The organism is Aureimonas frigidaquae, from assembly GCF_001463905.1.
Taxonomy (GTDB): Bacteria; Pseudomonadota; Alphaproteobacteria; order Rhizobiales; family Rhizobiaceae; genus Aureimonas; species Aureimonas frigidaquae.
Genome location: NZ_BBWR01000002.1, coordinates 387,761 through 412,215, shown reverse-complemented (window position 1 = coordinate 412,215; position 24,455 = coordinate 387,761). Strand labels below are relative to the sequence as shown.

The window sequence follows — 24,455 nt, the reverse complement described above, 5'->3', positions numbered from 1 at the left end:
AATCGGAAAAAACAAAACCAGAACAAACCTAACTGTTCCAGCTCTGTTCCGCAACCCGTCTGTCAGTCCAGGGGGATGTAAAGGCACGCTTCGCCGGCCTGTGCCGCCGCTGCTTGCACCGGCCGGAACAGAAGAACATCGGCCGCGGCGTAGATGGAGAGAAGCGACGAGTCCTGGCGCGGCAGGGCGGTGATGACTGCGCCGGTTGCGTCCTGCCGACAGGTGGCGCGCATGAACTCCGCCCGTTCCCCGCCGGCGGCGACATCCGCGCCGAGCCGGCCGCTCCGCATCTGCGTGCCATCCGGCAGGCCCGCCAGGCGGCGGATGAGCGGTCGCAGGAACAGCGTGGCGGCGACCATGGTGGACGCGGGATTGCCTGGCAGGCCGATAATATGCCGATCGTCGAGCCGGCCGGCCATGAGCGGCTTGCCCGGCCGCATGGCGACCTTCCAGAAGTCGAGCCGGATGCCGAGCGCCTGCAATGCCGGCGCCACGAGGTCCCGGTCCCCCACGGAGGCGCCGCCAATGGTCACCACGATATCCGCCCCGTCGGCAATGGCCTGCCGGACACGCCCGGCTATGGCATCGAGATCATCCGGCGCGATGCCGAGATCCACCGGATCTCCGCCATTCGCCTCAATCAGCGCCATAAGTCCGAAATGGTTGGATGCGATGATCTGCGACGGTCCGACGTCTGCCCCGGGCAGGACGAGCTCGTCACCCGTGGCCAGAACGGCGACGCGCGGCTTGTCGACGACGTCAACCATCGGATGGCCGCCGCTGGCCGCCAGGGCAAGCGCGCCGGCCGTCAGTTCCTCGCCTGCCGCCAGAAGCGTATCGCCCGCCCTGAAATCGGTGCCCTTGCTGCGAATGTGGCGGCGCGGTCCCGGCATGGCATCCACACGGACCTGCCGTCCGTCGACGTGTGTCGCATCCTCCTGGATCAGCACCGTGTCTGCCCCTTGGGGCAATGGCGCGCCGGTGAAGATGCGAACGGCCTGGCCCCTCCGGACGATCCCGTCGAAGGCGGCGCCGGCTGCCGATTGCCCGATGACCTCCAGGATTGCGCCGACGGATGCATCCTCATGGCGCAGGGCATAGCCATCCATCGCCGATGCGTCGAAGGGCGGGTGGGTCCGCAAAGCCTCGACCGAACGGGAGAGAACGCGGCCGAAGGCCTGCGTCAGGGCTAAGGTTTGCGAGCGCGCCAGCGTTCCCACCGCTTCCAGAAGCAGCGCCTGCGCCGCCTCGAAGGGCAGCAGGCTCATGGCGCCGGGGCCGATGCCGTCCAGTCGCCGGAGCGGCCGCCGGTCTTGGAGACAAGGCGTATGTTGCCGATCGATACGTCACGATCGACCGCCTTGACCATGTCGTAGACCGTCAGGCACGCTGTCGCGACGGCTGTCAGGGCTTCCATCTCCACCCCGGTTCGGGCTTGCACACTGGCGCGCGCGGTAACGCGCAGGCCCGGCAGCGCGGGCTCGGCAGCAAGCTCCACGGCCACCTTGTCCAATGCCAGCGGGTGGCACAGGGGGATCAGCTCGCTCGTCTTCTTGGCGCCCATGATGCCCGCAATGCGCGCGACGGCCAGGACATCGCCCTTGGCCGCCGTACCGTCGACGATCATGGCGAGCGTCTCAGCCCGCATCAGCACCAGGCCTTCGGCGACCGCCTCGCGGCGCGTTATGTCCTTGTCGCCCACATCGACCATCGTCGCCGCGCCGGTGGCGTCGATATGGGTGAGCCCGCCCTCTGTCATGCCAAGTCCTCATGGATCGGCAGGCCGAGCAGACGGCGCGTGGCGGCCGTCACGTCATCCTGGCGCATCAGGCTTTCGCCCACCAGGAAGCTATGGACGCCGCAGCGCGCCATGCGCTGGCAGTCATCATGGGTGAAGATGCCGCTTTCGCCGACCAGGAGCCGGTCCGCCGGAACGAGCGGCGCAAGCGCCTCCGTCATGGCCAGATCCACATGGAAGGTCCGCAGGTTGCGATTGTTCACCCCGATCAGGCGGGAGCGCAGCCGCAGGGCGCGCTCCATCTCCACGGCATCGTGAACCTCGACCAGCACATCCATGCCGTGGGCTTCTGCCGCCGCTTCCAGTTCGGCGGCGAGGACATCGTCCACGCTCGCCATGATGATCAGGATCGCATCGGCGCCCCAGGCGCGCGCCTCCGCCACCTGGTAGGTGTCGAACAGGAAATCCTTGCGCAGGGCGGGCAGGTGCGTCGCCTCGCGCGCGGCTGTCAGGAAAGCGGGTGAGCCCTGGAAACTCGGGCCGTCCGTCAAGACGCTCAGGCAGGCGGCGCCGCCAGCCTCGTAGGCACGGGCCAGCAGCGGCGGATCGAAGTTGGGGCGGATCAAGCCTTTGGATGGGCTTGCTTTCTTGATTTCGGCGATTAGGCCGAAGCGGCCATCGGCCTCAGCCCGTGCCAGTGCCTCCGCAAAGCCCCGGGGGGCGGACTGGACGCGGGCCCGTGCCTCCAGCTCGGAGAGTGAGACGGACTGTTTGGCGGCCGCGATCTCTTCGCGCTTGTAGACTTCGATCTGCGCCAGAATATCGTTCATGCCAATGCCCTCCGGGCGTCGCGTGTCGCCTCGACCAGCGCGTCGAGCTTGGCACGCGCGGCACCGCTGTCGATCGCGCCTGCTGCCATGGCCACGCCATCTGCCATATGGGATACGCGCCCCGCCACGACGAGCGCCGCGCCCGCGTTCAGAAGAACGATATCGCGGTACGCGCCGGGAGCGCCGTCCAGAACCTTGCGCAGCGCCTGTGCATTTTCCGGGCCCTCGCCGCCACGGATGGCATCCAGCGTGCAGCGTGACAGGCCGAACTCTTCCGGGGTGATGGTGAAGCTGCGGATGCGCCCGTCATCGAGCTCGACGACGTCGGTCCGGCCGCACAGGGTGATCTCGTCCAGTCCCTCGCCGTGAACGACCCAGGCCTTGCGCGCGCCAAGCGCATCAAGGCTCATAGCAAGCGCTTCCAGCCAGGCGCCGTCATAGACGCCGAGCAGCATGCGTCCGACGCCGGCCGGGTTGGCGAGGGGGCCAAGCATGTTGAAGATGGTGCGGGTGCCGAGTTCCACCCGCGTGGGCCCGACGAAGCGCATGGCCGAATGATGGGTCGGCGCAAACATGAAGCCGATGCCGGCCTGCCGTATCACGCCGCTGATCGCCTGCGGGGGCAGGTCCACATCGACGCCGAGGGCGGTCAGCACATCGGCCGCGCCCGAGCGGGAGGACAAGGCCCGGTTGCCATGCTTGGCCACCGTCACGCCGCATCCCGCCACGACAAAGGCCGTGCAGGTCGAGATATTGAGCGTGCCGGCATGATCGCCGCCCGTGCCCACGATATCGATGGCCTCCGGATCGACATCCTCCACCCGGGCCATATGGGCCCGTAGCATATCGACCGCGCCGGCGATCTCGTCCACCGTTTCGCCGCGCACGCGCAGCGCCATGAGGAAGCCGCCGATCTGCGCCGGCGTCGCATCGCCCGACATGAGCACGGAGAAGGCCGAACGGGCTTGCTCCCGGCTCAGGGCCTCGCCATTGGCGACCTTGGCCAGAAGCGGCTTCAGCCCTGTCGTCACCGAACCACTCCGCGCACCGCGTCGATGGCGCCCTGGTTGTAGCTGACGGGGATCTCCCGCTGCAGAAGGCCGACGAAGCTCTGGAGCAGATCGTTCTGGGCCAGATCGGCCATGCGCTCCACCATTTGCGGCTGGACATCGCCGGTAGGATCGGCCGGCGGCGCGACCTCATCGACCTGCAGGATCATCCAGTTTCCGGTCGTGTTGGCCGGTGCGATGCCGACATGGCCCTGCGGGCCCTGGAAGGCAGCCACCGTGGCGGGCTGGCCGATCTGCGCCGGACCGGTGGCCCGGGTGATCGCCGAGGCGCTCTGAACCGTGCTGCCGAGCTCCGTAGCGATGGCCGCGAGCGTCTCCCCGCCCTTGATCCGATCGGCGAGCTCCTTGGCGCGCGCCTCGAGCTGGCGGTCCGCCTCGTCCGATTTCCAGTCCGCGACGACCCGGTCGCGGATTTCGTCGAGCGGGCGCTCATGCGCCTCATCGATGGATGTCAGGTCGAAGAAGGCGTAGGAGCCCTGCGCGAAGTTGACCGGCTCCTGGGCGATGCCGGGCTGCGCCAGAAAGACTGCGGTGATCAGGTCGCTGCCGCCGACGAGATTGGCAAACTCCACGCCATCCGCGTTGCGGCCCTTCTGGTCCATGCCGTCGATGGTGACGAGCGGCAGGCCGGCGCCCTGCGCTGCCTCCGACAGGCTCGCGCCCGAGGTGACGGCTTCCTGAATGGCCGTATAGGCCTCCGTCGCCTTCTGATTTGCCTGGACGGCAGCAAGCTGCTGGCGGATATCCTCGCGCACGGCGTCGAGCGGCTGCACGCTGGCGGGGCGGATCTCCGTCACGCGCAGAATGGCCGGGCCGAACAACCCGTCCACGACGGCGCTGGGCTGGTTCAACGGCAGCGCAAAGGCGGCATCGCGCAGGACCGTGTCAGGGATCTGGTCGGCCGAGCGAAGGCCGAGTGCGATATCGCTCTGGCTGCGGCCGGCGTCGGCGGCGACATCGTCGAAGCTCTTGCCGCCCGCCAGTTCCGCGGCGGCCGCATCCGCGGCGGCGCGGTCCGGGAAGACGATCTGTTGGATCTGACGCTGCTCGGCCGTCGTGAAGTCGTTCACGTTCGCGTTATACTCGTCCTCGATCTGTGCGTCGGTGATCGTCGCGGGGTCGAAGAGTTCCGACGGGACGATGGCCACATAGCTGAAACTGCGCAGCTCGGGCACCGCGTAATCTTCCGACACATCCCCGTAGAAGGCGTCGATCGTGGCGGCGTCCGGATCGGCGATCTGGTCGGCCGGAATCGGCGGCAAGGTTACGTAGGAGATGCTCCGGCGCTCGCCATTATAGTTGCCGAGCGCGTCCACGAAGGCTTTCGGCAGCGCCAGCCCACCGGTTACCGATGACATGAGCTGCACGCGGCGGGACATGCGCCGCTCTTCGGCGGCATATTGTTCTTCCGTCAGGTTCGCGCGTTGCAGGACCGCACGGGCCGTTGCCGCGGAGTAATTGCCCGAGGAATCCTTGAAGGCAGGCTCGTCGGCGATCCGCTGCGCCAGGCCGGCATCGGACAGGCCGACGCCCAGGCGACGGGCTTCCTCGTCCAGGACGGCGACGCTGGCAAGCTGGCTCAGCACCTGGCTTTCCAGGTTCAGCCCGGCCTGTTCCTCGGCCGTCGGGCGGCGCTGCAACTGCGCTGCCACCCGGTTGATGGCCTGGTTATAGGCTTGCTGATAGTCGTTGGTCGTTACCTCGGTTCCACCGGCCGTGACCACGGCATTGGAACTGCCGGCGCTGTTGAACCCGTCCGCGATACCCCACACGACGAAGCTGAGCACCAGAAGGGCCAGCAGCAGCTTGGCGGTGAAACCGCCGACACCCTTGCGCAACTGGTTCATCATCGCGGGACGTTCTCCTGCTCATCTAAGCGGGGCGCGCCCGCGTCGTATCCGGTCAGCCGGTGCGGGCCGACCCCATCCGGCTCAATAGGCCCACCGGCTCTATAGAAAGGAGTGCCGTATCGGCGCAAGCCGCGCGTTTGATTTTGCCGGTCGCAGTCTTTAACGCACGTGGTGATTAGATCGAGGGAGGAAACGATCCAATGCAGCGTCGCAAGCTGGTTGCCGGCAACTGGAAGATGAACGGGGTCCGGGCAAGCCTGTCCGAGCTCCACGCCATGCGCGATGCCGTGCGGGCAGGGCAGGCAAGCCATGTGGATCTTCTGATCTGCCCGCCGGCAACTCTTCTGGCCGCGGCTGTGACGGCGGTCGACGGCGCCTTCCATATTGGTGGGCAGACTTGCCACGACGCGCCGAGCGGCGCCTATACGGGAGAGGTCTCGGCGGCCATGCTCGCAGATGCCGGGGCGCGTTACGTGATCCTTGGCCATTCGGAACGGCGGACCCTGTTCGGGGAGACAGACGCCATGGTGCGGTCCAAGGCGCAGGCGGCTGCTGAGGCTGGGCTCATCCGGATCGTCTGCGTCGGCGAGACAGAGAGCGAACGGCTGGACGGGCGCGCGCTGGACGTCATCGAGCGCCAGCTCGCTGCTTCGCTGCCCGATGCTGCAACCGGCGCCGACATGATCGTGGCCTATGAGCCCGTCTGGGCCATCGGCACGGGCCGCACGCCGACCCTTGAAGACGTGGCGCAAGTACACCGCGCCATGCGCACGGCGCTGGTCGGCCGATACGGGGAGCAGGTGGGGCAGGCGATGCGCCTTCTGTATGGCGGATCGGTGAAGTCGGGCAATTGCGCCGAGCTCATGGCCGCGGAAGATGTCGACGGCGCGCTGGTCGGCGGCGCCAGCTTGAAATCGGCCGATATCATGGCGATATGCGCGGCAATCCATGCTGTGTGAGCCTTCCGGCCGCGTCGAATGCGCCTTCGGGCCGCGTCAAAACATTTGGCTTTGCCGGTAGCCTCCTATAAGAGACGCCGCAACCGTTAGAGAGCCGCAGGCCGAAGGCACCATGCAAACAGTCCTGATCGTTATCCATCTCTTGATCGTCCTTGCCCTGGTGGTGGTCGTCCTCCTCCAGCGCTCCGAGGGCGGCGCCCTTGGCATGGGCGGTGGTGGCGGCGGCGGCCTGATGACGGCACGCGGCGCCGCCAACGCACTGACGCGCACGACGGCGATTCTGGCCGCCTGCTTCTTTGCGACATCCATGGCGCTGGCGATTCTGGCGCGCTATGGCGGCTCGCCGACGGATGTGTTCGACCGGGTTCCGGCCGGACAGACCGCGCCGGCCGGCCAGCCGGCGGAAGGCGGGTCGCTGCTGGACCAGCTCGGCGGCCTGCCCGATACGCAGACCGCACCGGCACCGGCGGCAAGCCCGGCCGAGCCGGAAGGCGGGGTGCCCTTCGGCACGACCCAGCCGAACCAGCCCGTCGTCCCCGCCAACCCGGCGCCCGAGGCCCCCAACGCGGCGCAAACGCCGACCGTGCCTCCGGTCGAGCAGCCGGCGCCCGGCGCGGATGCGCCGGCCGACGCTGCACCTGCCACGACGCCGGACGCCGAGGGCGCGGCGCAGCCCGTAACGGGTTCCCAGGGCACCGGCCAGTAAGGCTTGTGACGCCCATTCAGCCACATTCCACGGGGCGCTCAAGGCGCCCCGTTTCCATTCCGCCAGTCATTTTTGACTGGCATATTCCATTCCGAGCAGATATCGAGAAGGCCCATGGCGCGATACATTTTCATCACCGGCGGCGTGGTTTCCTCCCTTGGCAAAGGCATAGCATCAGCGGCACTCGGAGCGTTGCTCCAGGCCCGCGGCTATCGTGTGAGGCTGCGTAAGCTCGATCCCTACCTGAACGTCGATCCCGGCACGATGAGCCCGACGCAGCACGGCGAGGTCTTCGTGACCGACGACGGGGCGGAAACGGACCTCGATCTCGGCCATTATGAACGCTTCACGGGCCGGCCCGCGACGCGGATGGACAACATTACCACCGGCCGCATCTACCAGGACATCATCGCCCGTGAGCGGCGCGGCGACTATCTCGGCGGCACGGTCCAGGTGATCCCGCACGTGACCGATGCCATCAAGGCCTTCGTGCTCGACGGCAATGACGATGTCGACTTCGTGCTCGTCGAAATCGGCGGCACGGTGGGCGATATCGAGGCGCTCCCGTTCTTCGAGGCGATTCGGCAGTTGGGGAACGAGCTGCCGCGCGGCGGCGTGGTCTACATCCACCTGACCCTCATGCCCTACATTCCGACAGCCGGGGAGCTGAAGACCAAGCCGACCCAGCATTCGGTCAAGGAGTTGCGCTCCATCGGCATCCAGCCGGACATCCTCCTCGTCCGGGCGGACCGTGCCATTCCGCGCGAGGAGCGGCGCAAGATGAGCCTCTTCTGCAATGTGCGGGAGACGGCCGTCATCCAGGCGCTCGATGTCGCCACGATCTACGACGTGCCGATCGCCTATCATAAGGAAGGGCTGGATACGGAAGTGTTGGCCGCCTTCGGGATCGACCCCGCGCCGGCGCCCAAGCTGGAGCGCTGGCACCAGGTGGTCGATGGCATCCGCAATCCGGAAGGCGAAGTCACCATCGCCATCGTCGGCAAATATACCGGCCTCAAGGATGCCTATAAATCGCTGATGGAGGCGTTGCAGCACGGCGGTATCGCCAATCGCGTGCGCGTCAAGCTGGACTGGATCGAATCCGAGATCTTCGAGAAGGAGGATCCCGCCCCCTATCTCGAACGGGTGAACGGCATTCTCGTGCCCGGCGGTTTCGGCGAGCGCGGTTCGGAGGGCAAGATCCTCGCGGCGCGTTTCGCGCGGGAGCACAACGTACCCTATTTCGGCATCTGCTTCGGCATGCAGATGGCCGTGATCGAGGCGGCCCGGTCACTGGCCGGCGTCGAGAATGCCGGCTCGACCGAGTTCGGCCCGACCAGCGAGCCGGTCGTCGGCATCATGACCGAATGGCTGAAGGGCAACGAGTTGGAAAAGCGCGCGGCCAAGGGGGATCTGGGCGGCACGATGCGGCTCGGCTCCTATGAGGCGCATCTCAAAGAGGGCTCGCGGATCGCGGAGATCTACGGCTCCTGCGAGATCACGGAACGCCACCGTCACCGCTACGAGGTCAACCGCGCCTATCGCGAACCGCTCGAGGCGGCGGGCATGGATTTTGCCGGCATGTCGCCGGACGGGCTCCTGCCGGAGACGGTCGAGCTGCGGGATCATCCGTGGTTCATCGGCGTCCAGTACCACCCGGAGTTGAAGTCCCGGCCTTTCGAGCCCCATCCTCTCTTTGCATCCTTCATCGAGGCGGCGGTCGTCCGTTCGCGCCTCGTCTGACAGAAGGCCGGAAGGCACCATCATGTCCGTCGCACCCGCATCCGTTACGGCCGGCAAGGTCACGTTCAGCCAGAACCTGCCCTTCGCCCTGATCGCCGGGCCTTGTCAGCTCGAGAGCCGGGATCATGCCATGATGATCGCCGAGCGGATGAAGCGCATCACCAGCGATCTGGGCATGGGCTACGTCTTCAAGGCCAGTTTCGACAAGGCCAACCGCACCAGCCTCAAGGGCCGGCGCGGCATGGGCCTTGCGGCGGCAATGCCGATCTTCGAGGAGATCGCCCGGACATTCGACGTGCCCGTGCTGACCGATGTCCATACGCAGGAACAATGCCGGGACGTGGCGCCCGTCTGCGATGTCCTGCAGATTCCCGCATTCCTGTGCCGGCAGACGGATCTTCTGATCGCCGCTGCCGAAACGGGGCGTGTGGTCAACATCAAGAAGGGGCAGTTCCTGGCGCCGTGGGACATGCGCAATGTCGCGGCCAAGGTGACTGACAGCGGCAACCCCAATGTTTTGCTGACCGAGCGGGGCGTGACCTTCGGCTACAATACGCTCGTCTCCGACTTCCGCGCCCTTCCCATCATGGCCGAGACCGGCTTGCCGGTCGTCTTCGATGCGACCCATTCGGTCCAGCAGCCGGGCGGGCAAGGCGGAGCCTCGGGCGGGGAGCGCCGCTTCGTATCGACGCTGGCGCGTGCGGCCGTTGCCGTTGGCGTTGCCGGCCTGTTCATCGAAACCCATCAGGACCCCGACAATGCGCCGTCGGACGGGCCGAACATGGTCCATCTCGACGACATGGCGGAGTTGCTGAAGCGGCTTCAGGCGCTGGATGCGCTCACCAAGGAGCTTTGACGGGCAGGGCAGGCCGGGCAGCTTAAGGCTGCCAAGCCGCACGACCCGGCGCCGGGGTGCCTCATTCTTGTCTCCGCGATAGGAGTCTTCAAAAGAACTCCGCGTGCGCCTTTCCTCGTCGGCGTTGCCGGGCTGTTCATCGAAACCCGTCAGGATGCCGACGTTGCGCTGTCTGACGGGCTCAACATGGTCCATCGCGGCATGACGGAAGGGCTGCAGCGGCTACATTCGCTCAACGGGCTCACCAAGGACCTGTGATAGGCCGGATGGCAGGGCGACCCACGTCCGCACACGCATCTATCGCGTGCCCTTACGCCGGGATGCCTCGACTTCGCCACCGTGCTAGGCGTCCAAATGGGCAATTCGCCTGTGGTAGGTTAGCGCTTTGGTCCAGGAGTGGGGGTAGGCAGGTGTAGCCTCGGGAGGAGAGCGTCGCTTCGTATCGCCGCTGGTCCGTGTGGCCGTTACCGTCGGCGTCGTTGAGCTTTCATCGATACCCGACAGGTCCCGACAACGCGCCATCAGGCGCGCCGAACATGGTCCATCTTATTGATATGACGGTGTGCCAAGGCGGCCTCAGGCGCTAATCATAGACCTCTGACGGGTGGAAGGCCGCACAGTTTAAGGTTTCCCAAACCATCCACCGCATGATCCTGCGTAGGAAAGCCTCTATTTCGCCGCCGCGACATGCGTCTCCAAAGAATCCCGGATGCGGTTGGTTCACGCTTCGGTCCAGCCGCCGGGGGAGCATCAGGTGGGGAGCGCGGCTTCGTATTGACCTTGGCGCGTGCGGCTGTTGCCATCGTTTTATAAAGCTTGTCATCGAAACCCATAGGTCTCCCGATCATGCGCCCTCGGACGGGCCAAGCATGGTGCGTCTCGGCGATACGGCGATGTTCGTGAAGCGGTTTCAGGCGTTGGAGCGGCTTAGCAAGGACATCTGACAGGTGAGAGGGTCGGACGACCACGTCTGCCCGAGCGATCTACCGCATGACCTTGCGCAGGGATGCTTCTATCTCGCCGCCGCGACAGGCGTCTCCATAAGGATCCCGGATGCGGTTGGTTCACGCTTCGGTCCAGCCGCCGGGGGTGCATCAGGCGGGGAGCGCGGCTTCGTATTGACCTTGGCGCGTGCGGCTGTTGCCATCGCTTTATGAAGCTTGTCATCGAAGCCCACTGGTCGCCCGATCATGCGCCCTCGGACGGGCCGAGCATGGGGCGTCTCGGCGATACGGCGATGTTCGTGAAGCGGTTTCAGGCGTTGGAGCGGCTTAGCAAGGACTTCTGACAGGTGAGAAGGTCGGACAACCACGTCTGCCCGAGCGATCTACCGCATGACCTTGCGCAGGGATGCCTCGATCTCGCCACCGCAATAGGCGTCTCCATAGGTGTCCCGCGTACGGCTGCGTAGCGCGGCGAGTGCCGGATTGTTTTGCATGCGCTCGCTCAGCGCCCAGACATTCGGCGCCTTTTCCTCGCAAAGGTCGGCAAGGGGTGGAAAGCGGTCGCCCATCGTGGACCAGAGCGTGCTGACGATGATGTCGGCCGTGCTTGGCTCGGCCGTCGCCAGATAATTGCCAGAACTTATCGACAGGCCGTTGCGCTGGCCGATCTCCTCGAACAGCGCCATCCAGCCGATCAATCTTGGTCGAAATTCGCGCCAGGAAGCATCGCTCCACATCTGCCGCCCACCGAACTGCGTCAGCTCGTCGATCACGTCATTGGCGTCGTTTGCGGTCTTCGCCACCAGGGCCCGTGCCTCGACCGTGTCTGGCGTCAGGCCGAAACGTTCCCCCAGATAGCCCGCAATGGCCGGCATTTGCGACAGGGCAAAGCCCGTCCGCCTGTCGATCAGCACGGGTGGGCCGGTGAAGGGAACCGGCTGGTCGGCCGGCGGACGCGCCATGAGGGCGGCATTTTCGTCGCTGTCGTGTTCCGTCCAGTCCTGCCCTGCATAGGCCAGGATGGCGCGGATAAACTGCCCGCGAAACGGCAGGGGCCAGTAGTAAAGGTCGAAGTCGCTCATACGGGGCTCCCGTCATTCTGCTTTGACGGGAATGAGCGGCTGTGGGGACATGTTCCCAGTTGAGCGCCTGCTTGGCGGTAAGGCCCCGGCCGAAGCCGGGGCTCATCATCAAGTCAGTGTTATGCCTGTGGCGTAGTAGATCGACGCGGCTCCGCTCGCGTGCTGCAGGATCTGGTAGGTGACACTGAGGGCTGGATCGGAATAGGTGCCGGTGTTCGTCCATGACGCCTTGTCCGTCAGGGTAAGGGCATCACCAGCATCGCCCGTCACGAAGAGTGTATGGAGCGATGGCTGGTTGGCCAGGATCCTGTCTTCGGTGATGCCGACGACACTGGCCAGATTCAGCTTGAGTGTATTGTTGGCACCGACCGGCCCGGCAATATCGATATGCTCGATGGAGGACAGTCGCCCGGACAGGCTGGGAACACCGTTGTTCGTCAATCCCAGACTCGTTAGGTCAAGCTGCACGCCACTGTCCATGATCATCAGCGTGTCGATGCCGGAGCCTCCGTGCAGTCCGACCCGGTTTGCAGCGCCGCCCAAGGGTGCCGTCAGCGATGTCAGCGCCGCGCCGGAAATTTTGAAGACGTCCTTTCCAGCGCCGCCATAGGCCGTGCTGGCGCCGGTCAGGGTCAAGAGATCGTCGCCCGTGCCGGCCGCGATGCTCATGGCGACGCCATTGTCCTGCAGCGGGTCGTTGGCGGAGGTACCGACAAGGTCGAAAGCCGTTTGCACGAAGGTCGAGTTCGTCGATCCGAAGATGACGAAGGCCTGGCCTGCCGCCTTCGTCGTATCGACCGTGGAGCGGGGAACGCCGACGATCAGATCGTCAATGCCATCACCATTGACATCGCCTGCATAGGAGACGCCGAGGCCCGTATCCGTTTCGGACGCTGCCCCGGAAATGGCGAAGCCGTCCGAGGCGGCAAGCGCGCTCAGCTCGACCGTGGTCGAGCCCGTCCTGCCGAAGACGACATAGGCGCGGCCGGCATTCGTGCCGGTCACATCGCTGGCCGGCGCGCCGACGATCAAATCCGCCAGGCCGTCGCCATTCACATCGCCCGCATAGGCGATCGACGTGCCGGCATGTTCATTGGCCGTTGCGCCGGCAATGGCGAAGCCGCGATTGCCGCTCAGGCTCGACAGATTGATGGAAGCCTGGTTCGAGCTGCCGAAGATGACATAGCTGCGCCCGGCCGAACCTGTTCCGTTGGTGCCGACGGCAAAGTCGGCAAAACCATCGCCATTGACGTCGCCGGCGGCCGAGAGGCTGAGGCCGATCATCTGCCCCGTATCGCCGGTGATGGCAAAGCCGCCGCTACCGCCGGTCAGCGTGCTGACGGCGATCGAGGAAGAGGATGTGCGGCCGAAGATGACATAGGCGGTATTGGCTGTCGAGCCGCCAGAGATCACCATGTCGGCCAGCCCGTCACCATTGATGTCGCCGATGCCGGCGGCGTGGCTGCCGAACCCTGCCACGCCGGAAAAACCGTCTATGGCAAACCCGCCGTTGCCGGCCGCGACAGCGGACAGCTGGACGCTCGTCATGGACGACGCGCCGAAGACAACATAGGCCTTGCCGTTCCCTCCATTGGCACCGGGTGCCCCCAGCAGGAAATCGGCGTAACCATCGCCATTCACATCGCCGATGGCGGCCGCGCTCGATCCGAGCTTATCGCCGCTGGACAGGCCGGCAATGGCAAAGCCCTGCGATGGGGTGAGGCTGCTGAGCGCCAGCGTATCGCCCGCGGTCTTGCCGAAGATGATATAGGCGCGGCCGGAATCAGGCCCGTCCATATCGCTGAAGGGGGCGGTGACGATCATGTCCGACCGGCCGTCGCCGTTGATGTCGCCGAGTGCGGCCACGGCATAGCCGAGCCCGTCGCCCGTGGCCCGGCCATCGATGGCAAAGCCCTTGGGGGCGCCGCCCGCATTGGCGAGTGCTGAAAGGTCGATGGCAGTACTGGCCGTGCCGCCGAAGACGATATAGGTGCGGCCGGCGCTCGATTGGCTTGCCGGGTCGGCATCCGGTGCGGAAACGATCACATCGTCGTAGCCGTCGCCGTTCACGTCGCCCGCCCAGCCGACGATCGTCCCGGCGGTATCGCCCGTCTTGTCGCCGTTGAGGACCAGGCCCGGCGTGGCATTGGCGGCGTCGGGGGCGAAGATTTTCGCCACCGGGATGCTCAGCGTCTGCGTGGCCGTGTTCCCGGCCTTGTCCGCCGCCACTGCGGCGAGCGTGTATATCCCGTCCGCGGCGGGCAGTTCACTGGCAGTGAAGGTGGCGGACCATTCGTAGACGGGCGCCGACACGGTGCCGCCTTTGGTAATGGTTACGGTATGGCTGACGCCGTTCAGGCTGACGTTGACGGTCTGCCCTTCCTCGATACCGGTGGCGGTGCCTTGGAAAGTTACGCTGGACTTGCGGTCCCAACCATTGATGCGCCCGTCGACGGACGGCGTGCTGATGCTCAGCGACGCCGTCTTGTCGATGATGGGGCTGGCGAAGATGAGATTGGAGTTCCCGAAGCTGTCCGCACCCTGGACCGTCACGGACAGCGAGGTCGCACTGGCTGGTATGTCGGACGCTGTGAAGGCAACGCTCCATTTGCCGGAGGCGACGGTCGCGGTCTTGCTGACCGTGCCCACGGTAACGGAAAGGACCGAGCCGTCCGGAAGGTCGGACGTTCCGGTCAGTGTCCCGCCATTGGTGACAGCGGCTTTGTTGAGGACGGTCGTATTCAGAGCGATCGCCGGGCCTATACGGTCGACCGGAAGATTGCCGGCCACCTCTGTGGACAAGCCTTCCAGATTGGTCACCGAGACTTTAATCGCGTGGTCACCATCGGCCGGAACTTCGCCCGGTGCGACTGAGACGGACCACGTGCCGCTTGTGACGACGCCCGTCTTGACAACACCGCCCCAGTTGACCGTCACCACCTGACCGTCCTCGACATGACTGGTGGTGCCGGAGATGACGACCGGGGATTGGGCCTCGGACGCATTGACCTTATTGTCCTTGGCGATGCTGGCCACCGACAGCACCGGCTTGGCGCCCGTCGATGAGGAACTCTTTGACGACGACGAGGAGACAAGCCCTACACCGGCGCCGACGGCGCCGATCCCCGCCAGCAGGCCGAGACCGCTGGTGGCATCGATCGGGCCAAGGGACAGCTTGGACAAGAAGGACGCGCTGCCGGGCGTTGCGGCAGAGACCGCAGGCTCCTCGGACCAGATCATGGCATTCGACAGCGTCGTGGGAGACAGGACCTCGAATTGCCCTGCATAAAGCTTTGCAAGGGCAGTCACGTCTGCGGGGCTTCCGCTCAGGAGGACGATGTCCCGACTGTCGCCGCCGACGGCCAGGCTGCGCGTGAAGCGGTCGATGGAGGCTTCCCCGCCATCGGCGCGCGGCGCCGACAGGCGCGCATCCTCCACACGGTAGAAGTCGCGGATGGTGACTTGCGTCCCGTCGTCCAGGAGCAGGCGAAGATCGGCCTTGCCGTCGGCCCCGTCGGCAATGGCGATGAGCTTTGTAACGGGCTTTACGGCGTTGCCGCTGCGCTGCAGAATCTTGTACCGCCCGCCCGGCTGCGCCTGAACGTCGAGGGGAAGGGGCCGCATGGAGCGCCCGTCCGAAAGGACGTAGTTGGGCAAATTCCCCGCAGCGGCGGCTTTGGCGTTCAGGGGTTGGGCAGGCACGTGACAAATCTCCGGCAACACGGAACTGCATAAAACATATATAGGATAAATGACATATGCCAGCGCCGTCCTGTGGCTTTCCGGCCGCATACGACCGGCGCTTTTGTCGGCCCGGCTTCTTCCAACCGGCGAGGCGAGGCTCTAAAAGGCGGGTGGAAAACCACCCCCTTGGGAGTCATTTCATGACGGCAATTATCGACATTATCGGGCGCGAGATTCTGGATAGCCGGGGAAACCCGACGGTCGAGGTGGATGTGGTCCTCGAAGACGGCTCGATGGGCCGCGCCGCGGTTCCGTCGGGAGCCTCCACCGGCGCGCACGAGGCGGTCGAGCTGCGTGACGGCGATGCGCGTTACGGCGGCAAGGGCGTTCAGGATGCCGTGTCGGGCGTGAACTCGGAAATCCTGGAAGCCGTCGCGGGCTTCGAGGCCGAGAATCAGATTCGCATCGATGCGGTGCTGCGCGCGCTGGATGGCACGCCCAACAAGAGCCGCCTGGGTGCGAACGCGATCCTGGGCGTCTCGCTGGCCGTGGCCAAGGCCGCTGCGGAAGCCGCCGACCTGCCCCTTTATCGCTATGTGGGCGGCGCCAGCGCGCATGTCCTGCCGGTGCCGATGATGAACATCATCAATGGCGGCGCGCATGCCGACAATCCGATCGATTTTCAGGAATTCATGATCATGCCGGTCGGCGCGGAGAGCTTCTCCGAAGCGCTGCGCATGGGCGCGGAAGTGTTCCACACCCTGAAGAAGGCGCTGAAGGACGCCGGGCACAATACCAATGTGGGTGACGAAGGCGGCTTCGCGCCCAATCTCGGCTCGGCGCGCGAGGCGCTCGACTTCATCGTCGCCTCCATCGAGAAGGCCGGCTACAAGCCGGGTGAAGATATCTTCCTGGCGCTCGACTGCGCATCGACGGAGTTCTTCCACGACGGCGTCTACGACCTGGCCGGCGAAGGCCGCAAACTGTCCAGCGCCGAGCTTGCCGCCTATCTGGCCGAACTGTCCGAGGCCTACCCGATCATTTCCATCGAAGACGGCATGGCCGAAGACGATTGGGACGGCTGGAAGATCCTAACCGACCGGATCGGCGACCGCGTGCAGCTCGTCGGCGACGATCTCTTCGTGACCAATTCGGTGCGCTTGCGCGAAGGCATCGAGAAGGGTGTCGCCAACTCCATCCTGGTGAAGGTGAACCAGATCGGCACCCTGACCGAGACGCTGGACGCCGTCAGCGTCGCGCAGCGCGCCGGCTATACGGCCGTCATGTCCCATCGCTCCGGCGAAACGGAAGATGCGACGATCGCCGATCTGGCCGTCGCCACCAATTGCGGACAGATCAAGACCGGTTCGCTGGCCCGTTCGGACCGGCTGGCCAAGTACAATCAGCTCCTGCGTATCGAGGAAGAGCTGGGTGACCAGGCTGTCTATGCCGGTCGCTCGATCCTGAAGCGCCGGGGATGAGGTGAATCCGTTGCGATTTACCGCCTGTTAAGCCTGTTGGGGGCATCTTCGCACCAGTCGGAGATGTCCCCAATGCGTACCAGACAGAAGCGCAAATCGCGGCTCGGCCCCTTCGTGGTGCCGGTCATCACCATGGCCGTTCTTGCCTATTTTGCGATGCAATCGCAGGAAGGGCGCTACGGCAGCGATTCCAAGAAGGAAATGGCGGCTCTCCTGGAGCGTCGCGAAGCCGACCTTCAACGCTACACGGCCGAGCGCCAGGCCCTGGAAACACGCGTGCGCTTTTTGCGGGACGGATCGCTGGAGCGCGATATGGTGGATGAACGCGCGCGGCGTGCATTGAACATGGCGACGGAGGATGAGATCGTCCTCCTTCGCTGATGCAGCAAAATATCAACTCAATTTCAGTTAAATCATCTCCCGGCCGGCCAGTTTAATCGAATTTCGGTTAAGCGTATGCCGCTGGCTTGCCGTTGCATCGCAATTGCGTGTAGTGCGTTTTCCCAGATACCCTTGAACGGGTCCAGAGGAAGGGAAGGCGCTTATGGCTTCTGGCAAACAAAAGAGCACCGTCCGGTCCGCGGAGGCCGTAACGGCCTCCCAGTCCGAAATCGTCAAGACGCTCCAGCATTTCGACACGCCGCCGCCGGCCGAGTTCTCCAAGGAGGAGAATCTCCAGGCCTACCGCGAAATGCTGTTGATGCGCCGCTTCGAAGAGAAGGCCGGCCAGCTTTACGGCATGGGCGTCATCGGCGGCTTCTGCCACCTTTACATCGGCCAGGAAGCTGTCGTCGTCGGCGTGCAGGCTGCGCTGAAGGACGGGGACCAGATCATCACCGCCTATCGCGACCACGCCCATATGCTGGCCACCGGCATGGAAGCGCGCGGCGTCATGGCCGAGCTGACGGGCCGCCGCAGCGGCTATTCGCGCGGCAAGGGCGGCTCCATGCACATGTTCTCCAAGGAAAAGAACTTTTACGGCGGACACGGCATCGTAGGCGCGCAGGTGCCGATCGGCACCGGCTTGGCCTTTGCCAATGCCTATCGCGGCAACGACAATGTGTCGGTCACCTATTTCGGCGATGGCGCCGCCAACCAGGGCCAGGTCTACGAAGCCTTCAACATGGCGTCGCTCTGGAAGCTCCCGGTCATCTATGTGATCGAGAACAATCGTTACGCCATGGGCACGTCCGTCAGCCGCGCCTCGGCCGAAACCAATTTCGCCCATCGCGGTATCTCGTTCAAAATCCCCGGCATCCAGGTGGATGGCATGGATGTGCGCGCGGTCAAGGCGGCAGCCGACCTTGCGGTCGAGCATTGCCGCGCCGGAAACGGCCCGATCATCCTGGAGATGCTGACCTACCGCTATCGCGGGCACTCCATGTCCGACCCTGCCAAGTACCGCACGCGCGAGGAAGTGCAGAAGATGCGGGCCGAGTCCGACCCGATCGAGCAGGTGCGCCAGCGCCTGGTCGAGGCCTTCGGCGTCAGCGAGGATGAACTCAAGGACATCGACCGCGCCGTGCGTGACATCGTCCAGGATGCTGCTGAGTTCGCCCAGAACGATCCGGAGCCCGATCCGTCCGAACTGTGGACGGACATCTATGCCGACGAAGTGCCGCAGGCGGCGAACTGAGAGGGCTTTGCACCATGCCGATCGAGATTCTGATGCCCGCCCTTTCGCCGACCATGGAAGAGGGTACGCTGTCCAAGTGGATTAAGCAGGAAGGTGATTCCGTCGCGCCCGGCGATGTCATCGCCGAGATCGAAACCGACAAGGCCACGATGGAAGTCGAGGCCGTCGACGAGGGGACGCTCGGCAAGATCCTGGTCCCGGCCGGAACGGAAGGCGTCAAGGTGAACGCGCCCATCGCCATCCTGGTGGCGGAAGGGGAAAGCGCCGACGACGTGTCCGCCAAGCCGCAGGCGCCGGAGCCCGCCAAGGAGGCCGCGGCTGAGCCCAGGCCTGCCGAGCCCAAGGCTTCCGAGCCCAAGGCTTCCGAGCCCAAGGCTTCCGAGAATGCCGGCAAGTCGTCGCCGGCCGCGGGTCTGACGCATCCCGAGGTCGGTGACGCGGACGGCGATTACGCCGAGGAATTCCCGGCCGGTACGGAAATGGTGAAGACGACCGTGCGCGAAGCGCTGCGCGACGCCATGGCCGAAGAGATGCGCCGGGACGAGACCGTCTTCCTGATGGGCGAAGAAGTCGCCGAGTACCAGGGCGCCTACAAGATCAGCCAGGGCCTGCTGGACGAGTTCGGCGCGCGGCGCGTGGTCGATACGCCGATTACCGAACATGGCTTTGCGGGCCTTGCCGTCGGTGCGGCCTTTGCCGGCCTGCGGCCGATCGTCGAGTTCATGACGTTCAACTTCGCCATGCAGGCGATCGACCAGATCATCAATTCGGCCGGCAAGACGCTCTATATGGCCGGCGGCCAGATGGGCTGCCCCATCGTGTTCCGCGGGCCGAACGGCGCGGCGGCGCGCGTCGGCGCGCAGCACAGCCAGGACTATGCCGCATGGTACGGGCATATTCCGGGGCTCAAGGTCGTCCAGCCCTACACGGCTGCGGATGCGAAGGGTCTCCTCAAGTCGGCGATCCGGGATCCCAACCCGGTCATCTTCCTGGAAAACGAGATTCTCTACGGTCACTCCTTCGACGTGCCGAAGCTCGACGACTGGACCGTGCCGATCGGCAAGGCGCGCATCCACCGCAAGGGCAAGGACGTGACGATCGTCTCCTTCGGCATCGGCATGACCTACGCCGTCGCCGCCGCGGAGCAGCTCGCCCAGGAGGGGATCGACGCGGAGGTCATCGACCTGCGCACCATCCGCCCGCTGGATATCGACACGGTGGTGCGCTCCGTACGCAAGACCAACCGCTGCGTGACGGTGGAAGAGGGATGGCCGCAGGGCTCCGTCGGATCGCACATCGCCTCCGAGCTGATGGTTCGCGCCTTCGACCACCTGGACGCACCTGTCCTGAAAGTGTGCGGCAAGGACGTGCCGATGCCCTATGCGGCCAATCTGGAAAAGCTGGCGCTGCCCTCCGTGAAGGAAGTCATCGAGGCCGTGAAGGCCGTGACCTACCGCGCGTAAGGCTTGGCTGTTGGAAGTGACGATGCCCGACAGGGCCATCTGAGGAGATTGGACGGATGCCGATCAATGTGACGATGCCGGCCCTGTCGCCGACCATGGAAGAAGGCACGCTGGCCAAGTGGCTGGTCAAGGAGGGCGACAAGGTGTCGCCCGGCGACGTGATCGCCGAGATCGAGACCGACAAGGCCACGATGGAGGTCGAAGCCGTCGATGAAGGAACCGTGGCGAAGATCATGGTTCCCGCCGGGACGGAAGGCGTGAAGGTGAATGCCACCATCGCCGTCCTGACCGCCGACGGCGAAAGCGCCGATGCCGGCGCCATCGCCGCCGATCCGAAGGCCGACGCGGCCGTGACGGTCAGCCAGGACGAGGTGAAGTCCGAGCCTGCCACCGCCACGCTGACGACGGCTCAAGCGCCCGCGCAAGAATCCGCCGAGGCACCCGCTCGAGGACCCGCCCAGGCCTCTGCGCCAAAGGGTGACAGGGTCTTTGCCTCGCCCTTGGCGCGGCGCATCGCCCGGGAGCTCGGGGTCGAGCTGGCGGGCGTGACGGGGTCGGGCCCGCAGGGCCGGATCGTCAAGTCCGATGTCGAGGCGGCAGCCAAGGGTGGCGGCGCCAAAGCGGAATCTGCCGCTCCGGCGGCGGCAACGCCGCAGGCGGCTGCAGCAGCGCCGGCTGCGTCGGCCCCGGCCAAGGGAGCGTCAGACGACGCCGTCCGCAAGCTCTTCGCGCAAGGCTCCTTTGAGGAGATCCCGCATGACGGCATGCGCAAGACCATTGCGCGCCGGCTGGTGGAATCCAAGCAGACTGTGCCGCACTTCTACCTGTCGGTCGATTGCCAGATCGATGCACTCCTGGCCCTGCGCAAGCAACTCAACGAAGCCGCGCCCATGGTGCGCACCGATGCGGGCGATAAGCCGGCCTACAAATTGTCGGTCAACGACATGATCATCAAGGCGATGGCCTGCGCCCTCAAGGCCGTGCCGGATGCCAACGTCTCCTGGACGGAAAGTGCGATGCTCAAGCATCGCAATGCCGATGTGGGCGTGGCCGTGTCGATCGAGGGTGGGCTGATCACGCCGATCGTTCGGCGCGCCGACGAAAAGACGCTCTCCGTCATCTCCAACGAGATGAAGGATCTCGCCCGCCGGGCACGCTCGCGCAAGCTGAAGCCGGAAGAGTACCAGGGCGGCACGACGGCCGTCTCCAATCTCGGCATGTTCGGCATTCGCGATTTCTCCGCCGTCATCAACCCGCCGCATGCCACCATCCTGGCGGTCGGCGCGGGTGAGGAGCGGGCCGTGGTGCGCAAGGGCGAGATCACGATCGCCAATGTCATGACGGTCACGCTGTCGACCGACCATCGTGCGGTGGACGGCGCCTTGGGTGCGGAACTCCTATCGGCATTCCGTCAGTACATCGAAAATCCCATGGGCATGCTGGTCTGACCGGACCTTGCGTGACGTTGCGGACGGGCAGGGACAGACGAACATGGCAGAGACCTACGACATCCTCATCATCGGCGGCGGGCCCGGCGGCTACGTCGCGGCGATCCGCGCGGCGCAGCTCGGCTTGCGCACTGCGGTCGTGGAACGCGAGCATCTGGGCGGCATCTGCCTGAACTGGGGCTGTATTCCCACCAAGGCGTTGCTGCGTTCGGCCGAGATCTTCCACTATGCCGAACATGCCAAGGATTACGGCCTGAACATCGAGAAGCCGGGCTTCGACATCGGCGCCGTCGTCAAGCGCTCACGTGGTGTATCGGCGCAGCTCAATGGCGGCGTCGGCATGCTCCTGAAGAAGAACAAGGTCGATGTGATCTGGGGCGAGGCGCGCATCAACGGGGCGCCCAAGGGCGGTGTGGTCGAGGTCGTGGTGGGCGATGCGTCCAAGCCGGTCGTCGAGCCACAGAACCCGGTTCCGAAGACCAGCCTGGGACACGGCAGCTACAAGGCCCGCAACGTGATCGTCGCCACCGGGGCGCGCCCGCGTGTCCTGCCGGGGATCGAGCCCGACGGCGACCGTATCTGGACCTATTTCGAGGCCATGAAGCCGAAGTCCATGCCCAAGTCCCTGATCGTCATGGGGTCGGGAGCGATCGGCATCGAATTTGCGTCCTTCTATCGCACCATGGGAGCCGAGGTCACCGTGGTCGAGCTCCTGCCGCAGATCCTGCCGGTCGAGGATGCCGAAATCGCGGCACTGGCGCGCAAGCAGTTCGAGAAGCAGGGCATGAAGATCCTGTCCGACGCCAAGGTCGCCAAGGTGACCAAGACCGGCGACGGTGTCGAGGTGACGGTGGAGCAAGGCGGCGCCTCGCAGGTCCTGAAGGCCGAGCGGCTGATTTCCGCCGTCGGTGTCCAGGGCAATACCGAGGGGCTCGGCCTCGAGGCTGCGGGCGTCACGATCGAGCGCGGGATCATCAAGGTCGATCCCTACGGCAAGACCAACGTACCCGGCATCTATGCCATCGGGGATGTTGCGGGCGCGCCCATGCTGGCCCACAAGGCCGAGCACGAAGGGACGATCTGCGTCGAAAAGATCAAGGGGCTCGACGCCCATCCGATGATCCGGACACAGATCCCCGGCTGCACCTACTGCCAGCCCCAGGTGGCGAGCGTCGGCCTGACCGAAGCCAAGGCCAAGGAAAGCGGGCGCGAGGTCAAGATCGGCCGGTTCAAGTTCATCGGCAACGGCAAGGCCATTGCGCTGGGCGAGCCGGAAGGCATGGTCAAGACCGTCTTCGACGCGAAGACTGGCGAGCTCCTGGGCGCCCATATGGTGGGCGCGGAAGTCACGGAGCTGATCCAGGGCTTCGTCATCGCCATGGGCCTGGAGACGACGGAAGAAGAGCTGATGCACGCCGTCTTCCCGCATCCGACCCTGTCGGAGACGATGCATGAAAGCGTCCTGGATGCCTATGGACGTGTGATCCACATGTGACACGGCGGACACGCCGGGCCGGCGGGGCGTTGCCGCGGCCGGTCAATGCCCTTGACCGGGGCTCGACCGGTCCATCTAAGCTAGAGCGCGGCACGGGCCGCGCGAAACTTGGACAGGAGTGGCTTGCATGAACGGCGTCGGCATTATCATGTCCATCATTCTCGGCGGCCTGGCCGGCTGGGTGGCGGAGAAAGTGATGGGGGCCAATATCGGCCTTCTGACCAACATCATCCTCGGCATTGTCGGGGCTTTGTTTCTGAACTTCATCTTGAGCCTGTTCGGGGTCTATACGGCAGAAACCTACCTCGTGCAGTTCATCGTCGCGATCGTGGGCGCGTGCCTGCTGATCTTCCTGTGGCGCGCCATTCGGGGCCGGGCCTGATCCGCGCAGCGGACGGGCTCGCCCGTCCGCGAAGGCGGGCCATGCAACGGATGCATGCGGACGGCCCCCGCATTGCAGCGGGCCCTTGCCGGGGTTAAATAGGTTCCATGGTCACCCTTCTCGACACCGTAACGCAGGCCGGGGCCAAGCCCCGGCTTCGCCATCCCGAAAAGGCCAAGCGCCCGGATACCGAGGTGCTGCCCAAACCCGACTGGATCCGCGTCAAGGCGCCGGTTTCGCGCGGCTATGCCGAAACGCGTGAGATCGTCAAATCCGAGAAACTCGTCACCGTGTGCGAGGAAGCCGGCTGCCCCAATATCGGCGGCTGCTGGGAAAAGAAACACGCCACCTTCATGATCATGGGCGGCATCTGCACCCGTGCCTGCAGCTTCTGCAACGTGGCCACGGGCAAGCCCCATGCGCTCGATCCGCAGGAGCCGGCCAGCGTGGCGCGCGCCGTCGCGCGTATGGGGCTGTCGCATGTCGTCATCACCTCCGTCGACCGGGACGATCTGGACGATGGCGGCGCGCAGCACTTCGCCGACACGATCCGCGCCATACGCGCAGCCGCGCCGAACACGACGATCGAGATCCTGACGCCCGATTTCCTGCGCAAGCCCGGCGCCCTGGAGATTGTCGTGGCGGCCAAGCCGGACGTCTTCAACCACAATCTGGAAACCGTCCCGTCCAACTATCTGACGGTGCGGCCAGGTGCCCGCTACTTCCATTCGGTCCGGCTGTTGCAGCGGGTCAAGGAGCTGGATCCGACGATCTTCACCAAGTCCGGCATCATGGTGGGCCTGGGCGAGGAGCGGAACGAGGTCCTGCAGCTCATGGACGATCTGCGTTCCGCCGATGTCGACTTCATCACCATGGGGCAGTATCTGCAGCCGACGCGCAAGCACCATGCCGTCATCCGCTATGTGACGCCGGAGGAGTTCCAGTCCTACGAGACGGTGGCCTATACGAAGGGCTTTCTCGTCGTGGCCGCCAGTCCGCTGACTCGCTCGTCGCACCATGCCGGCGAGGATTTCGAGCGGCTGCGGGCCGCACGTCTTGCGCGGCAGGCCGCCGCGGCCGCTTGAAGA

General features: G+C 65.3%; 19 protein-coding genes. 12 read left to right on the top strand and 7 right to left on the bottom strand.

Annotated elements, in window-relative coordinates:
* Positions 1-62: 62 nt before the first annotated feature.
* From AUL30_RS01915 to AUL30_RS01895, 5 genes are read right to left on the bottom strand one after another with little or no spacing between them, the layout of a single operon-like run.
* Positions 63-1,268 carry a molybdopterin molybdotransferase MoeA gene (locus tag AUL30_RS01915; RefSeq protein ID WP_062226139.1) on the bottom strand — a complete coding sequence of 402 codons (1,206 nt, stop codon included), beginning with the start codon at positions 1,266-1,268 and terminating at the stop codon, positions 63-65.
* Positions 1,265-1,759: a cyclic pyranopterin monophosphate synthase MoaC gene (gene moaC / locus AUL30_RS01910; protein ID WP_062226138.1), complete on the bottom strand. Its 495-nt coding sequence runs from the start codon at positions 1,757-1,759 to the stop codon at positions 1,265-1,267. The genes AUL30_RS01915 and moaC overlap by 4 nt, the downstream gene beginning before the upstream one ends.
* Positions 1,756-2,568 carry an indole-3-glycerol phosphate synthase TrpC gene (gene trpC / locus AUL30_RS01905; RefSeq protein ID WP_062226137.1) on the bottom strand — a complete coding sequence of 271 codons (813 nt, stop codon included), beginning with the start codon at positions 2,566-2,568 and terminating at the stop codon, positions 1,756-1,758. The genes moaC and trpC overlap by 4 nt, the downstream gene beginning before the upstream one ends.
* Positions 2,565-3,599: an anthranilate phosphoribosyltransferase gene (gene trpD / locus AUL30_RS01900; protein ID WP_062226136.1), complete on the bottom strand. Its 1,035-nt coding sequence runs from the start codon at positions 3,597-3,599 to the stop codon at positions 2,565-2,567. The genes trpC and trpD overlap by 4 nt, the downstream gene beginning before the upstream one ends.
* Entirely contained in the window at positions 3,596-5,488 is a 1,893-nt protein-coding gene (locus AUL30_RS01895; protein ID WP_062226135.1) for a SurA N-terminal domain-containing protein, read from the bottom strand. Before AUL30_RS01895 ends, trpD begins: the two co-directional genes overlap by 4 nt.
* Positions 5,489-5,688: 200 nt before the next feature.
* Between AUL30_RS01895 and tpiA the strand changes: the two genes are divergently transcribed.
* The 4 genes from tpiA (at position 5,689) to kdsA (ending at position 9,752) form a co-directional block, all read left to right on the top strand.
* On the top strand, positions 5,689-6,447 hold the full coding sequence (gene tpiA / locus AUL30_RS01890; RefSeq protein ID WP_062226134.1) for a triose-phosphate isomerase: 759 nt from the start codon (positions 5,689-5,691) through the stop codon (positions 6,445-6,447).
* Between the two features lie 112 nt (positions 6,448-6,559).
* Positions 6,560-7,153 carry a preprotein translocase subunit SecG gene (gene secG / locus AUL30_RS01885; RefSeq protein ID WP_062226133.1) on the top strand — a complete coding sequence of 198 codons (594 nt, stop codon included), beginning with the start codon at positions 6,560-6,562 and terminating at the stop codon, positions 7,151-7,153.
* Between the two features lie 114 nt (positions 7,154-7,267).
* Positions 7,268-8,896 carry a CTP synthase gene (locus AUL30_RS01880; RefSeq protein ID WP_062226132.1) on the top strand — a complete coding sequence of 543 codons (1,629 nt, stop codon included), beginning with the start codon at positions 7,268-7,270 and terminating at the stop codon, positions 8,894-8,896.
* A 22-nt stretch (positions 8,897-8,918) separates the two neighbouring features.
* A complete protein-coding gene (gene kdsA, locus AUL30_RS01875) occupies positions 8,919-9,752 on the top strand; it encodes a 3-deoxy-8-phosphooctulonate synthase (RefSeq protein WP_062226131.1) in 834 nt (277 codons plus the stop codon).
* Between the two features lie 1,327 nt (positions 9,753-11,079).
* Here the strand turns inward: kdsA and AUL30_RS01870 are convergent.
* Both AUL30_RS01870 and AUL30_RS01865 read right to left on the bottom strand, forming a co-directional pair.
* A complete protein-coding gene (locus AUL30_RS01870) occupies positions 11,080-11,778 on the bottom strand; it encodes a glutathione S-transferase (protein ID WP_062226130.1) in 699 nt (232 codons plus the stop codon).
* A gap of 108 nt (positions 11,779-11,886) precedes the next feature.
* Positions 11,887-15,480 carry an FG-GAP-like repeat-containing protein gene (locus tag AUL30_RS01865; RefSeq protein WP_192842990.1) on the bottom strand — a complete coding sequence of 1,198 codons (3,594 nt, stop codon included), beginning with the start codon at positions 15,478-15,480 and terminating at the stop codon, positions 11,887-11,889.
* Positions 15,481-15,662: 182 nt separating this feature from the next.
* Here AUL30_RS01865 and eno point away from each other — a divergent pair, with 182 nt between their 5' ends.
* The 8 genes from eno to lipA all read left to right on the top strand — a co-directional run bounded on the left by eno (position 15,663) and on the right by lipA (position 24,452).
* Entirely contained in the window at positions 15,663-16,943 is a 1,281-nt protein-coding gene (gene eno, locus AUL30_RS01860) for a phosphopyruvate hydratase (protein WP_062226128.1), read from the top strand.
* Positions 16,944-17,015: 72 nt separating this feature from the next.
* On the top strand, positions 17,016-17,324 hold the full coding sequence (locus AUL30_RS01855) for an FtsB family cell division protein (protein WP_062226127.1): 309 nt from the start codon (positions 17,016-17,018) through the stop codon (positions 17,322-17,324).
* A 163-nt stretch (positions 17,325-17,487) separates the two neighbouring features.
* Positions 17,488-18,579 carry a pyruvate dehydrogenase (acetyl-transferring) E1 component subunit alpha gene (gene pdhA, locus AUL30_RS01850; RefSeq protein ID WP_083507602.1) on the top strand — a complete coding sequence of 364 codons (1,092 nt, stop codon included), beginning with the start codon at positions 17,488-17,490 and terminating at the stop codon, positions 18,577-18,579.
* A gap of 14 nt (positions 18,580-18,593) precedes the next feature.
* Positions 18,594-20,042, top strand: a complete 1,449-nt coding sequence (locus AUL30_RS01845) for a pyruvate dehydrogenase complex E1 component subunit beta (protein ID WP_062226126.1) — start codon at positions 18,594-18,596, stop codon at positions 20,040-20,042.
* 56 nt (positions 20,043-20,098) lie between these two features.
* A complete protein-coding gene (locus AUL30_RS01840) occupies positions 20,099-21,490 on the top strand; it encodes a pyruvate dehydrogenase complex dihydrolipoamide acetyltransferase (RefSeq protein WP_062226125.1) in 1,392 nt (463 codons plus the stop codon).
* A gap of 43 nt (positions 21,491-21,533) precedes the next feature.
* On the top strand, positions 21,534-22,985 hold the full coding sequence (lpdA, locus tag AUL30_RS01835) for a dihydrolipoyl dehydrogenase (RefSeq protein ID WP_062226124.1): 1,452 nt from the start codon (positions 21,534-21,536) through the stop codon (positions 22,983-22,985).
* A gap of 127 nt (positions 22,986-23,112) precedes the next feature.
* Complete coding sequence (locus tag AUL30_RS01830; RefSeq protein ID WP_062226123.1) at positions 23,113-23,367, top strand: GlsB/YeaQ/YmgE family stress response membrane protein; 255 nt, start codon at positions 23,113-23,115, stop codon at positions 23,365-23,367.
* Between the two features lie 107 nt (positions 23,368-23,474).
* On the top strand, positions 23,475-24,452 hold the full coding sequence (gene lipA, locus AUL30_RS01825; RefSeq protein ID WP_062226122.1) for a lipoyl synthase: 978 nt from the start codon (positions 23,475-23,477) through the stop codon (positions 24,450-24,452).
* Positions 24,453-24,455: the final 3 nt, after the last annotated feature.